This window comes from Streptomyces sp. NRRL S-87 (assembly GCF_000719335.1).
GTDB lineage: Bacteria > Actinomycetota > Actinomycetes > Streptomycetales > Streptomycetaceae > Streptomyces.
The window spans coordinates 21,025-33,798 of sequence record NZ_JOGB01000054.1 but is presented as its reverse complement, the minus strand read 5'-3'; the positions used below and the strand labels follow the sequence as shown (position 1 = coordinate 33,798).

The following is a 12,774-nucleotide window of genomic DNA, read 5'->3' as shown; positions in this document are numbered from 1 at the left end:
CGCCTCTCCCGGCCGGGCCTCCCCCCGGCCGGGCAGCCCCGCGCCGGGCGGACGACTCGCGATCCGGCGGGGCGGGCGCGGGGGTCAGTGCGCGTCCACCGCGGCCGGCGCCGGGGCGCCGTCCACCGGCAGGACCGCGTGCACGCGGTAGCCGCCGCCGTAGCGCGGCCCGGCGGTGCAGGTGCCGCCCAGGGCGGTGGCGCGCTCGCGCATGCCGAGCAGACCGTGGCCCCCGCCGTCCGGCGCGGCCGCTGCACCCGCCGCCTCGTCGGCGGTCCGGGCGTCCCTGCCCGCCGCGCCGCCCGGACCCTCCGGGGCGGGGTCGGCCGGGTCGCCGCCGTTGTCGAGGACGGTGATCTCGACGGTCCGGCCGACGCGGACCACGCTGACCTCGGCCCGGGCCCCGGTCCCCGCGTGCTTGCGGACGTTGGTCAGGGCCTCCTGGATGACCCGGTACGCCGCCAGGTCCACCGCCGCCGGCAGCGCCTGCTCGTCCCGGGCCACCACCACCGGCAGCCCGGCGTGCCGGAAGGTGTCGACGAGCTCGTCGAGCACGGCCAGGCCGGGCGCCGGTTCGGTCGGGGCGGCGGGGTCGCCGGACTGGCGCAGCAGCCCGACGGTGGCCCGCAGCTCGTTCAGCGCCGACCGGCTGGCCTCCCGTACGTGGGCCAGCGCTTCCTTGGCCTGGTCGGGGCGCTTGTCCATGACGTGCGCGGCCACCCCGGCCTGCACGTTGACCAGGGCGATGTGGTGGGCGACCACGTCGTGCAGGTCGCGGGCGATGCGCAGCCGCTCCTCGGCGACCCGGCGCCTGGCCTCCTCCTCGCGGGTGCGCTCGGCCCGCTCGGCCCGCTCCTGGATCGCGTCGACGAAGGCGCGGCGGCTGCGGACGGCGTCGCCGGCGGCCGCGGCCATGCCGGTCCAGGCGAACAGGCCGAGGTTCTCCTGGGCGTACCAGGGCAGCGGGCCGACCAGCATGGCGACCGCGGTCAGGCAGGTCATGGTGACCAGCCCGACCCGCCAGGTGGTGGGCCGGTCGGTGCGGGCGGCGACCGTGTAGAGCGCGACGACGGCGCTCATCGCGACGGGGGCGCGCGGCTCGCCGGTGAACAGCTCCACGAGGGAGACCGCGCCGGTGGCCGCGAGCACGGCCATGGGCCGGCGGCGGCGCAGCACCAGGGCCGCGGCGCCGACGAGCATGAGGACGACGCTCGGCAGGTCCGGGGTGCGGGTGCCGAACGTGGCCGCCTCGTGGATGCCGGGCGGCTGGACGAAGGAGCCCAGCACCATGGCGACGAGCACGCCGAAGGCCAGGACGGCGTCGGTCGCGGTGCGGTGGCCGCGCATCCAGGCCCGGGTGGGGTCCAGCCCGGGTGCCGGTGCGGCCAGGGGGGAGCTCATCCCGACACGTTACGTCCTGCCGCTCGGCCCGCGGTCCCGCGGGGCCGGTCCCGCCGGTGCCCGGGCGGGCACGGTAGGGGGCGGCGGCGGGGTGCCGCGCAGGGCGACCCGGGCACCGATCAGGAGCAGCACCGCGGCGATGGCCGCCAGGTGCTCCTTGCCCGCCAGGTTGTCCTTGACCAGCACCTCGACGACCATCGCGAGCACCACCAGGCCGCCGGTCCAGTACGCCCGGTAGCGCCAGCACAGGTACACCGCCAGGCCCACCACGGCCGCCGACGGGCCGGTGTCGTTGACCAGCTTGTCCGAGGCGGGCAGGCCCAGCGGGTGCTCCGGTCCGAGGGCGACGCCGATGCGCGCGTACGTGGTGCCGGCGACCGTGGCGACGTATCCGATCAGCAGGGTCCGCCACCAGCCGATGCAGATCTCCGCGACGCCGAAGACCAGCAGTATCTGGGCGAGCGCGCCCCACACCGGCAGGTCCAGGGCGGGCACGAAGAGCGAGAGCGGGGTGCGCAGCAGGGCCACCCACAGCGGGTCGGTGGTGTGCACCGACCCGAGGTTCTGGACGGGCCGGAAGCCCCAGGGCTGGTTCTGGACGATCTGGAAGACGGACGTGAGGGCCACGGCCCCCAGGGTCATCGGGACCGCCCGCCAGCGGCGGGCGGTCAGCGCGTCGCGAACGGTGACGTAGAGCGGTCCCCATTCGCGGCGTGCGAAGTCCCTCAACGCTTGGTCTCCAGGTGCTTGCGGTGCAGCCACTTGGGCAGGCCGGGAGCCTCGAGGAAGCCCTCGGCCCGACCGGCGGCGATGCCGATGCGCAGCAGGTCCGAGCTCTTCTCGAAGAGCATGAACCGGGGCTCCCAGATCGGCCGGTACTTGGCGTTGGCGCGGTACAGCGACTCGATCTGCCACCAGCGCGAGAAGAAGCTCAGCAGCGACCGCCACATGCGCAGCACGGGGCCGGCGCCGAGGCGGGAGCCGCGCTCGAAGACCGAGCGGAACATGGCGAAGTTGAGGGAGACCTGGGTGATGCCGATCTCCCGGGAACGCTGCAGGAGTTCGATGACCATGAACTCCATCAGGCCGTTCTCGGAGTCCCGGTCACGGCGCATCAGGTCCAGGGAGAGGCCCTTGGGGCCCCACGGCACGAAGGACAGCACGGCGCGCAGCCTGCCCTCGGCGTCCGTGCACTCCAGCATCACGCACTGCCCGTCGCCGGGGTCGCCCAGCCGGCCCAGCGCCATGGAGAAGCCGCGCTCGGTCGCGCCGTCGCGCCAGTCGTCGGCGCGCCGCAGCAGCTCCTCCATCTCGGCGGCCGGGATGTCCGCGTGGCGGCGGATGCGGACCTCGTACCCGGCCCGCTTGACGCGGTTGAAGGCCTGCCGGACGGTGCGCATGGCCCGGCCCTCGAGGGTGAAGTCGTCGGTCTCGACGATGGCCTCGTCACCGAGCTCCAGCGCGTCGAGGCCGTGCCGGGCATAGACGGTGCCGGCCTCCTCGCTCGCGCCCATGACGGCCGGCACCCACCCGTGCTCGCGGGCCTCGGCCAGCCAGGGTTCGATCGCGCCGGGCCAGGCCTCGGGGTCGCCGATGGGGTCTCCGGAGGCCAGCGAGACTCCGCCGACGACGCGGTAGGCGATGGCGGCCTTGCCGGTCGGGGACCAGATGACGCTCTTCTCGCGGCGCAGCGCGAAGTAGCCGAGCGAGTCGCGGTCGCCCTGCCGGGCGAGCAGCGCGCGCAGCCGCTCCTCGTCCTCCTCGGTCAGCGGGTCGACGGCCCTGCGGGAGCGGAAGGCGGCGTACAGGACGGCCAGCAGGAGCAGCGTGGACAGGACGTTGATGGCCACGTCCACCCAGCCGGGGGTGTTGATGCCCGGGTACGAGGAGTCGTCCGCGGCCAGCGTCACCAGGCGCATCACGCCGTACCGCCAGCGGTGCATGAAGGACGCCTCGGCGTGCTCGGGCGTGGTGTTGGTGGCGCCGACGAGGAGGGCGGCGACGAGCGAGGTGACCAGCAGGCCGAGCACGGCCACGGCGGCGGCGAGCTTGGGGTTGGAGCGGTCGCCCTTGGCGTAGAACTCGCGCCGGCCGACCAGCAGGGCCGTGACGAAGGCGAGGGTCAGGACCAGGGAGACCCAGTTCTGCGCGTGGCGGCGGATGTCGGCGAAGTCCGGGTCGGGCCAGACCAGCGTCAGCGCGAGCCCGACGAGCAGCAGCCCGCTGAGGACCAGGTTCAGGATCCAGGAGGCCCGCTTGCGCCGACGCATCGTCACCGCGAGGAAGAGGGTGAACATGCCCGAGGCGAAGCCCGCGGTGAGCATGTACGGGGTGAAGTAGTCGTCGGCGTTGTGCCGGCGCAGGTCGGCCCCGAAGGAGACCCAGACGGCGCTGAGGAAGTTGACGAACGCGACGGCACGGAGGTACCAGACCGCGAAAGAGGCGCTGCGGCGCGACCGGGCAGTGCTGCGGACCGGCTCCCGGTCCTCCCCCCGCACCTGCTCCCGGCTGCGGCCGGGCGCACGATCGGTGTCTACGGTAGCCAAGCGGACTTCTCCCATGAAAAACGATGATATGGGGCATCATGCCGCATGTGAGAGTCACTCAGATTCGAGAGTCGCTCAGCCGCGAGCGGGAGAGCGGCCTGGTCGGGACCGCTCCCCTGACGTTCAGCCCGTCTCCTCCACCGTCCGGACGGGGAGCTCCGCCGCGAGTGCGGCGGCCGCCTGGACGAGGGGGAGCGCGAGCAGCGCCCCGGTGCCTTCTCCCACTGTGACGCCGTGGTCGAGCAAAGGGTTGAGTGCCATCCGGTCGAGTGCCTTCGCCTGGGCCGGCTCACCGCTGGCCTGGCCGGCCAGCCACCAGTCCGGGGAGCGGAACGCGGCCCGCTGGGCCACCAGCCCGGCCGCGGCCGAGACCACGCCGTCCAGGATCACCGGGGTGCGCCGCACCGCGCACTGGAGCAGGAAGCCGGTGAGCGCGGCCAGGTCGGCACCGCCGACGGCGGCCAGCAGCTCGAGCTGGTCGCCCAGCACCGGGCGGGCCCGGCGCAGCGCGTCGCGGACCGCCGCGCACTTGCGCATCCAGGCCAGGTCGTCGATGGGCCGGCCGCCGCGGCCGGTGACCACCGACGCGTCGGTTCCGCACAGGGCGGCGATCAGGGTGGCGGCCACGGTGGTGCCGCCGACGCTCAGGTCGCCGAGGACGACCAGGTCGGTGCCCGCGTCGGCCTCCTCGTCGGCGACGGCCATGCCGAGCCGCAGCGCGGCCTCGGCCTCGTCCGCGGTCAGGGCGTCCTCGACGTCGATCCGGCCGCTGCCCCGGCGCACCCGGTGGCGGACGACCTCCTCGGGCAGCAGCTCCGGGTCGCAGTCCAGGGCGGCGTCGACGATCCGTACGGGCGCACCCAGCCGGCGGGCCAGCACCGCCACGGGGCTCTCCCCCTCCAGCACGGCGCGCACCAGCTCGTGGGCGCTGCCGGCGGGCCGGGCGGAGACGCCGAGGGAGGCCACGCCGTGGTCGGCGGCGAACAGCACGACCTTGGGGTGCTCGACGGGGCGGACCGGTACGGCGCCCTGGGCGGCGGACAGCCAGTCGGCGAGCTCGTCGAGCCGTCCCAGCGCTCCGGCAGGTACGGCCAGCCGCTCGCGCCGCTCTTCGGCGTCACGCCGCACGCCCGCGTCCGGGCGCTCGATCAGGTCGGAGAAGTCGTCGAGGTTCAGCCTGTCCATTTGCCGAACAGTACCGGGTGCCCGCGGCCCTTCTCGCCCTGCCCGCAGGGTGCTTGCAACCTCAACCGCGCAGCACGAGGGCCTGGCCCGCGACGACCAGGAGGACGTGCTCGCACTCGGCGGCGACGGCGGCGTTCAGGCGGCCCAGCTCGTCGCGGAAGCGGCGGCCGGACGCCGTGGCCGGGACGACGCCGGAGCCGACCTCGTTCGAGACCAGCACCACGTGCCGGCGGGTGGCCCGGACCGCGGCCACCAGCTCGGCCGCCCGCTCGCGCAGCGCGCGCCGCCCGCCCTCCTCCCACACCGCGTCGTCCCAGGCACCGGCCCGGTCCATGGCGTCGGTCAGCCACAGGGCCAGGCAGTCGATCAGCAGCGGCGGCCCGTCCTTCGCCAGCAGCGGCACCAGTTCGCACGTCTCGGTCGTCCGCCAGCTGCCCGGCCGCCGGTCCCGGTGCAGGGTCACCCGGGCCGCCCAGTCGGCATCGCCCTCCCGGCTGCCGCTGGTGGCCACGTACTCGATCGCGGGAAAGGCCTCCAGCCGCCGCTCCGCCTCCACCGACTTCCCCGAACGGGCCCCGCCCAGCACGAGGGTGCGGCGCGGCAGGTCCGGCACCGCGTGGTACTCGCCCACCACCAGCGTGCTGCCGTCCGGCACGCTCCGCGCCCCGGCGGCCGCCAACCGCCGGTCCAGCTCCGCGCCCGGAGGAGCGTCGTGGTCCAGGTGCACGGCCACGACGTCGGTGGCCGCGGTCACGGCCCCGGCCGCCCGCAGCCGGGCCAGCGCGTCCGGCCGCCCCGACACGTCCGCGACGACCATGTCGTACGGCTCCACCGGCACCCCGCCGGCCTCCGACCCCATCCCCGCGGGCGCCCCGCCGGGCGGCAGGTACAGCAGCCGCTCGCCGCCCGGCCCGGTCACCTCGTACCCGGTGCCGGGCCCGTCCATCGGCACGGCCCGCACCCGGTGCCCGCTGATCACCGCCAGCTCCCGCCCGTCCGGCACCCGCCCCGCGGTCGGCAGCCCCGGCGGCAGCTCCACGGCGGGACCTTCGTGCGGGTGGGTCAGCAGCACCTGCCGGACCCCCGCCAGCGAGTGGCCGGCCCGGGCCGCCGCCAGCGCCGCTCCGGGGGTGAGGTCGAGCAGCAGCGCGCCGTCCACGAGCAGGGCGGTGGCGGCCCGCGCCCGCTCGCCGACGGACAGGGCGCACACCGCGCAGGGGCAGTCCGCCCGGGGTAGTCCGTCAGGGGCGCCGGTGCCGAGGAGAGTCAGTTCCACGAGGAAGATCCTCCCGCGTCGGCGCAAGTCGTGCGCGCCCGGCTACGCTGCGATCACGCTGCACTGCGTACGGACACGAGCGGAACACGAGCAGAGGAGGCTGGCATGGCGTGGATCTGGCGTTTCGAGGCCGCGGACGGCACGGAGACGGCCCCGGCGGTGGAACCCGAGGAGTTCACGACGCAGGGGGACGCCGAGTCGTGGATCGGCGAGGTGTGGAAGGAACTGCTGGAGGGCGGCGCGGCGCAGGTCCGGCTGTTCGAGGACAGCACGGAGATCTACAAGATGTCGCTGAGCGCGGCCGCCGAGGCCTGAGGCCCTGAAACCGGTGGCCCGGCACCCCGCGGAGGGGCGCCGGGCCACCGGCACGCGTGATGTGCGCTTCCCCGACCCAGGCCGCCACACCACGGGACCCACCCCCGAAGCGAGCCGGCCGAAGCCCCCGCCCGCACCCACGAAGCGGCCGGTCCCCGAAGCGGGCTACGCAGTCCTCAGCCCCGAACTGCGCTCAGCCTCGAACTGCGCTCAGCCTCGAACTGCCCTCAGCCCCGCACCCCGCACACGTGCAGCAACGCGGCGACCCCCCGATAGGGGTCGGTCCGCCCCGCCCGGTCCTCGGCGGCGAGCAGCCGGTCGAGCTCCTGCGCAGGCGGCAGCGGCTCGTCGTTGGCGACGGTGTCGGTGAAGACCCGCACCCCGTACCAGGCGTGCAGCGGCGCCCCGATGCCCGCGAGGGTCGAGGTCAGTCCTTCGAGCCGGTCGGCGCGGGCGGACAGCCCGATGCGGTTGGTGTACTCCGTGGCGTCGAAGGCGGCCAGCGCGCCCTCCCAGTTCCCGCCCAGCCCGGCGCGCATGGCGAGGCCGTCGCCGTTGCGCACCAGCAGTGACAGCAGGCCGCCGGGGGCCAGCATGCGGGCCAGCGCGGCGAGCATCTGGTCCGGCTCGGGCACGTACATCAGTACGCCGTGGCACAGCACCACGTCGAAGCTGCCGGGCAGGAAGTGCGCGCCGGTGTCCCGGCCGTCGCCCTCCAGGAAGTGCACCCGCTCGCGGATGCCGGCGGGCTCGCCGGCCAGGGCCTCCTGGGCGACCCGCAGCATGTCGGGGTCGGCTTCGAGGCCGGTGACCTTGTGGCCGGCCCGGGCGAGCCGCAGGGCCTGCGTGCCCTGGCCCATGCCGACGTCGAGGACGCGCAGCCGCTGACCCACCGGGTAGCGCGCCGCGATCTGCTCGTCGACCTGCCGGGCCACGAGCTCCTGACGCACGACGTTGCGCAGGCCGCCGAGCCCTTCCAGCCAGGCCGCGGCCCCGCCGGCGAAGCCGGTGGGACGGGCCGGCAGCGGCACCGGAGCACCGCCCCGGCCGGCGCCGGCCGCCTCGAGGGACTCGGCCGCCGGGGCGGAGGCGGGCGCGGGCACGGAGATGACGCCCGGCACGGGCGTGGCCTGGTGTGGAGCCGCCGCGACGGGCACGGCCGGCGGCCCGACCTGCACGGGCACGATCCGGGGATCCACACCAGCAGGAGCAGGGACCGGCGGACCGGAACCCGCGCCCGAACCCGAACCCGAGCTCAGACCCGAACCCGAACCCGCGCCCGAACCCAAGCTCAAACCCGAACCCGCGCCCGAACCCGAACCCAAGCTCAAACCCGAACCCGAACCCGAACCCAAGCCCGACCCACTACCCGACACCGCCCCGGTATCGGCCCCGGTCAGGGCTTCTCCCCGCGCTTGACCTGCGGCTTCGGCAGACGCAGTCGGCGCATCTGGAGCGTGCGCATCAGGCCGTACGGAACCGCGCCGCGCGTCGGCTCGTTCGGGAAGCGCTGCTTGAGGGCCTTGCCCAGCCGGAACCACAGGCCGATCGAGTCGAGGACGATCAGCGCGATCACGGCGAGCCAGAGCAGCAGGGCGATGTTCTGCAGCGCGGGGACGCGGACCATGCTGAGGACCAGGATGACCACCGCGAGCGGCAGGAACATCTCGGCCACCGAGTAGCGCGAGTCCACGTAGTCGCGGACGAACTTGCGCACGGGGCCCTTGTCACGCGCCGGCAGATAGCGCTCGTCGCCGTTGGCCAGGGCTTCGCGCTGACGGGTCATGTCGGCACGACGGCGCTCACGCGCCCGCTTCGCGTCCTCCTTGCGGTCACCGGTTGAGGCCACGGACCCCCGGCGCTGCGACTGGGCCACGGCGCGCTTCGGCGTCGGACGGCCCTTGGGCGCCTCGGGGTGGCGGGTCTGATTGGAGAGGCCGTCGGTCACCTTGTCGGTGGACGCCTTCTCTTCCTTGGAGGAACGGCTACCAAACACAGAACCCAAGGGTACGGGGTGTGCGGCACAGACCCCAGCGCCCCGGGGAACGATCCGACAACGACGGGCGTCCTCATCACTGCGGACCGGCCTCCCCGCCGTACGCGCACCGTCCGGGTACCACCTACTCCTCAGGCGTGATCCGCGGGCCGCCGCACTCGTCCTGCAGGAGGAGCGCATCGGGGCCCGAACAGTGCGGTAATGGAGGCAGGGCCCGTAGTGTGGGTCCTGCTGGGGTCCGGGACCTGAAGAGTCTTCTGCAGTCGTCTAGAAGGGGGCGCGCGAAGCCCATGAGCGGTGTCATGAAGCGTATGGGGATGATCTTCCGCGCGAAGGCGAACAAGGCCCTTGACCGGGCCGAGGACCCGCGCGAGACCCTCGACTACTCGTACCAGAAGCAGCTCGAGCTGCTGCAGAAGGTGCGCCGCGGCGTCGCGGACGTCGCGACCTCGCGCAAGCGGCTGGAACTCCAGCTGAACCAGCTCCAGAGCCAGTCCGCCAAGCTGGAGGACCAGGGCCGCAAGGCGCTGGCGCTGGGCCGCGAGGACCTGGCGCGCGAGGCGCTGCAGCGGCGTTCCTCGCTCCAGCAGCAGGTCAGCGACCTCGAGGTGCAGCACCAGACGCTGCAGGGCGAGGAGGAGAAGCTGACGCTGGCGGCACAGCGGCTCCAGGCCAAGGTGGACGCCTTCCGCACGAAGAAGGAGACCATCAAGGCCACCTACACCGCGGCCCAGGCGCAGACCCGGATCGCGGAGTCCTTCTCCGGCATCTCGGAGGAGATGAGCGACGTCGGCCTGGCGATCCAGCGGGCCGAGGACAAGACCGCGCAGCTGCAGGCGCGCGCGGGCGCCATCGACGAGCTGCTGGCCTCGGGCGCGCTGGACGACCACAGCGGCATCGGCCCCAAGGACGACATCCAGGCGGAGCTCGACCGGCTCTCCGGCGGCACGGACGTGGAGCTCGAGCTCCAGCGCATGAAGGCCGAGCTGGCGGGCGGGTCCCCGGCCAAGCCGGCGATCGAGGGCGGCGCCGCCGACCCGTCGCACCAGCAGCAGAACCAGCACCGGTTCGACAAGAACTGAGAGCCGGCTCGGACCTGGCCCCCGGGCACGTCCCGGGGCGCCGATCGGGCCCGACCAGCGGGAGGACAGGCCAGACATGATTGTCCGCATCATGGGGGAAGGCCAGGTCAGGCTGGACGACAGCCACCTCGCCGAGTTGAACGCGCTGGACGACGAGCTCCTGCGGGAGATGGAGGGCGGCGACGAGGCCGGCTTCCGCCGGACCCTGGAGGGCCTGCTGAACGCGGTCCGCAGGCTCGGTTCGCCGCTGCCGGACGAGGCGCTGGAGCCGTCGGAACTGATCCTGCCCGCACCCGACGCGACCCTCGCGGAGGTGCGGGAGATGCTGCGCGACGACGGACTGATCCCGGGCTGACCCGGGAACCCCCAGCCTCCCCAGCCCTCACTCCCCCAGACCCCCAGCCTCCCCAGCCCTCACTCCCCAGACCCCCAGCCTCCCCAGCCCTCACTCCCCCGGCCCTCACTCACCCAGCCCCCAGCCCCTCAGCCCCCAGAACCCGATCCCCCCGGAACCGACCCCAGGCTCGGCCCGGGTCACCCCGGCCGGGCCGGCTCCTTCCGGGGATCCGGGGCCCCGCCGATCCAGTCGTGCAGCTTGCGCCGCGGCACCACCCAGCGCTTGTCGTGCCGGTACGCCCGCAGGCCCGCCTTCGCACGGGCCCGCGGGCGTTTCGCGTAGAACCGCTTCGCGTACGGGGAGCCGGGCCGGGCCAGCCGGACGGCGCCGATCAGCGCGACGAACGGGACGAGCACGCCGACCAGGGCCGTGCGCGGTTTGCCCTTCCACAGGGCCACCAGAGCCAGGAAGAAGTTCGTGGCCGTGTTCATCACGACCAGGCCGCGGTTCGCCCGCTCGTGCTGGGTCAGGTCGTTGACCCCGAAGGGGAGGAAGCCGCCCAGGACCAGGGCCACCAGCGCCGCAGTGAGCACGACGATCTCCACGCTCTTGCGGCCCTGCTCGCTCCAGTAGACGTCGTCGAGGTGGAGGATCAGCGCGAACTCGTCGAGCACCAGGCCCGCCCCGAGGCCGAAGAGCATGGCGGACAGGAGCGCGCCGAAGCCGTGGTGGCCGCTGCTGATGGCACCGAAGCCGCCGATGATCACCAAGACCACGCCCGGGACGACGTGGTGGACGTGCAGCCCCCCGGGGGTGACGTTGCGGAACGGGCCCTTGCCGGCCCGGATCAGCCGCGTGATGGTGCGGGTGACCAGGAACGACGTCACGAACGACACCAGGGCGATCAGGAGCGGGAGCTTGCCCGGTTCGACGATGTTCCGATACCACCAGTGCCCCATGACCACCAGCTCCCGTTTCGGCAGATATGCGGTAATTTACCTGGCTGCCGCGTCGGCAGGGCGAACCGGTAGCGTTCCGGCCGATGACCGATTCTCCGACTCCTCCGCCTCCACCGAGTCCCCCGCCGTCACCGACTCCTCCGCCTCCACCGAGTCCCCCGCCGTCACCGACTCCCGCGCCCGCACCGGCCCCCGGTGAGCGCGCGTCGCTCGCCGACGGCCTGCGCTTCGCCTTCGGCACGCTCACCGTGCTGCCCGTCCGCCTCGCGCGCTGGGACCGCCCGGCCGCCCGTACCGGCATGCTGTGCGCCCCCCTCGCCGGGCTGGTGGTCGGCCTGGCCGCGGCGGCCGCGGGCGCGCCGCTCCTGCTGCTGGGCGCCGGGCCACTGCTGGCGGCGGTGGCGACGGTGGCGGTGCCGGCGGCGCTGACCCGGGGGCTGCACCTGGACGGGCTGGCCGATACGGCGGACGGGCTGGGCAGCGCGAAACCGGCCGCGGACGCCCTGCGGATCATGAAGGCATCGGACATCGGACCGTTCGGCGTGATCTCCCTGGTGTTCCTGCTGCTGGGCCAGGTCGCGGCGGTCGCCGAGCTGTTCCGGGACGGCTGGGCGTACGGCGCGCTCGGCGCGGCCACGGCCGCCGCCACCGCGCGGCTGGCCCTGACGCTGGCCTCGCGCACCGGCGTGGCGGCGGCGCGGCCCGAGGGGCTCGGGGCGGCGGTGGCCGGAGCGGTGCCGCGGGGTGCCGCTCTCGCGGTGGCGGGCGTCGTCCTGGTCGCGGCCGCGGCGGCCGCGGCGCCGCTCGGGGTCGCGGCCGCGGTCCGCGGGGGTGGGGCGGTGCTCGTGGGGCTGGGCGCGGGTGAGGTGCTGCTGAGGCACTGCGTGCGCCGCTTCGGGGGCGTCACCGGGGACGTCTTCGGCGCGGTCGCCGAGACCTCCGCCACCGCCGCACTGGTGGTCCTCACCCTGGGCTGACGCCCGCGTCGGGGCCCTCCGGGACCGGTCCCCTACCCCTACCTAGCCCACGGTCAGGGCGTGCGGGAGGGACGACCAGGGGTGCGTGCCGGTGCCGGGTACGGCGCAGTGGACGGCCGCGCCGCGGGAGCGGGCCAGCTGGGCCGCGGGGGCGCCGGGCGGGACGCCGTACACGAGATGGCAGAAGTGCTCGGGCGGGTGCGCCCCGGTCCACTCGGGCACCTCGGCGTCCTGGTACGCGTCCCAGGGCCCCTCGAACGTCACCAGGAGGTCGGCCAGTTCGACGTACCCGGGGTGGGGGTGCGCGCCGTGGTTGAGGACCAGGGTGCGGGCCCCGGCCGCGCGGGCCGCCACCGCGAGCCGCCGGTAGTGGGGCAGGAACTCGCCCTCGGCCGCAGCCTGGTCGAGGAACGCCCCGTCCGTGCCGTACCAGTCGCGGTAGCGCAGCAGGTCCGCCACCACGTCCCGGTGCGGCCGCCTCCCGTAGTCGGTGTCCGCGTAGCCGAGCACGGGGACGCCCGCGTCCCGCAACCGGTGGGTGACGGCCAGGAAGTGCTCGTCGGCGGCCGGTCCGGGACCGCTCGCCGGGTTGAGCACGACGGCGCGCAGCCGGTCGGCGCAGCGGACCAGGGCGGCCCAGTCCTCGGCCCGTTCGGCGGGATGCTCGTACAGCGGCACCAGCAGCATGGCGGGGGTCCTC

13 protein-coding genes are annotated in these 12,774 nt (G+C 74.6%); 4 read left to right on the top strand and 9 right to left on the bottom strand.

The genetic code is table 11. The features are described from left to right. Positions 1-84: 84 nt before the first annotated feature. The 5 genes from IF43_RS0127710 to IF43_RS0127690 all read right to left on the bottom strand — a co-directional run bounded on the left by IF43_RS0127710 (position 85) and on the right by IF43_RS0127690 (position 6,408). Positions 85-1,401, bottom strand: a complete 1,317-nt coding sequence (locus tag IF43_RS0127710; RefSeq protein ID WP_051796276.1) for a sensor histidine kinase — start codon at positions 1,399-1,401, stop codon at positions 85-87. A gap of 9 nt (positions 1,402-1,410) precedes the next feature. Then, positions 1,411-2,130, bottom strand: coding sequence for a hypothetical protein (locus IF43_RS41820; RefSeq protein WP_158939520.1), 720 nt, complete (start codon positions 2,128-2,130; stop codon positions 1,411-1,413). Then, positions 2,127-3,947, bottom strand: coding sequence for a phosphatidylglycerol lysyltransferase domain-containing protein (locus tag IF43_RS0127700; RefSeq protein WP_234332559.1), 1,821 nt, complete (start codon positions 3,945-3,947; stop codon positions 2,127-2,129). The genes IF43_RS41820 and IF43_RS0127700 overlap by 4 nt, the downstream gene beginning before the upstream one ends. A gap of 123 nt (positions 3,948-4,070) precedes the next feature. Continuing rightward, positions 4,071-5,132, bottom strand: a complete 1,062-nt coding sequence (gene cobT / locus IF43_RS0127695) for a nicotinate-nucleotide--dimethylbenzimidazole phosphoribosyltransferase (protein ID WP_030206391.1) — start codon at positions 5,130-5,132, stop codon at positions 4,071-4,073. Between the two features lie 61 nt (positions 5,133-5,193). Further along, positions 5,194-6,408, bottom strand: a complete 1,215-nt coding sequence (locus IF43_RS0127690; RefSeq protein WP_030206388.1) for a bifunctional adenosylcobinamide kinase/adenosylcobinamide-phosphate guanylyltransferase — start codon at positions 6,406-6,408, stop codon at positions 5,194-5,196. Between the two features lie 105 nt (positions 6,409-6,513). Here IF43_RS0127690 and IF43_RS0127685 point away from each other — a divergent pair, with 105 nt between their 5' ends. Continuing rightward, complete coding sequence (locus IF43_RS0127685) at positions 6,514-6,723, top strand: hypothetical protein (RefSeq protein WP_030206385.1); 210 nt, start codon at positions 6,514-6,516, stop codon at positions 6,721-6,723. Positions 6,724-6,950: 227 nt separating this feature from the next. Here IF43_RS0127685 and IF43_RS0127680 read toward each other — a convergent pair whose 3' ends face one another. Next, positions 6,951-7,673, bottom strand: a complete 723-nt coding sequence (locus IF43_RS0127680; protein ID WP_030206383.1) for a bifunctional 2-polyprenyl-6-hydroxyphenol methylase/3-demethylubiquinol 3-O-methyltransferase UbiG — start codon at positions 7,671-7,673, stop codon at positions 6,951-6,953. Positions 7,674-8,119: 446 nt separating this feature from the next. Next, positions 8,120-8,728: a DUF3043 domain-containing protein gene (locus IF43_RS0127675; RefSeq protein ID WP_234332558.1), complete on the bottom strand. Its 609-nt coding sequence runs from the start codon at positions 8,726-8,728 to the stop codon at positions 8,120-8,122. Positions 8,729-9,009: 281 nt separating this feature from the next. Here IF43_RS0127675 and IF43_RS0127670 point away from each other — a divergent pair, with 281 nt between their 5' ends. Both IF43_RS0127670 and IF43_RS0127665 read left to right on the top strand, forming a co-directional pair. After that, entirely contained in the window at positions 9,010-9,801 is a 792-nt protein-coding gene (locus IF43_RS0127670; RefSeq protein WP_078910504.1) for a PspA/IM30 family protein, read from the top strand. Positions 9,802-9,877: 76 nt separating this feature from the next. Then, positions 9,878-10,156 (top strand): hypothetical protein, encoded by a 279-nt coding sequence (locus tag IF43_RS0127665; RefSeq protein ID WP_030206376.1) that lies wholly within the window; start codon positions 9,878-9,880, stop codon positions 10,154-10,156. 179 nt (positions 10,157-10,335) lie between these two features. Here IF43_RS0127665 and IF43_RS0127660 read toward each other — a convergent pair whose 3' ends face one another. Then, positions 10,336-11,097 (bottom strand): hypothetical protein, encoded by a 762-nt coding sequence (locus IF43_RS0127660; RefSeq protein WP_030206374.1) that lies wholly within the window; start codon positions 11,095-11,097, stop codon positions 10,336-10,338. Positions 11,098-11,180: 83 nt separating this feature from the next. Here IF43_RS0127660 and IF43_RS0127655 point away from each other — a divergent pair, with 83 nt between their 5' ends. Continuing rightward, positions 11,181-12,074 carry an adenosylcobinamide-GDP ribazoletransferase gene (locus tag IF43_RS0127655; RefSeq protein WP_078910503.1) on the top strand — a complete coding sequence of 298 codons (894 nt, stop codon included), beginning with the start codon at positions 11,181-11,183 and terminating at the stop codon, positions 12,072-12,074. Between the two features lie 42 nt (positions 12,075-12,116). On the opposite strand, the gene IF43_RS0127650 is transcribed toward IF43_RS0127655, so the two are convergent. Then, a complete protein-coding gene (locus IF43_RS0127650) occupies positions 12,117-12,761 on the bottom strand; it encodes a spherulation-specific family 4 protein (RefSeq protein ID WP_030206363.1) in 645 nt (214 codons plus the stop codon). Between the last annotated feature and the right edge of the window lie 13 nt (positions 12,762-12,774).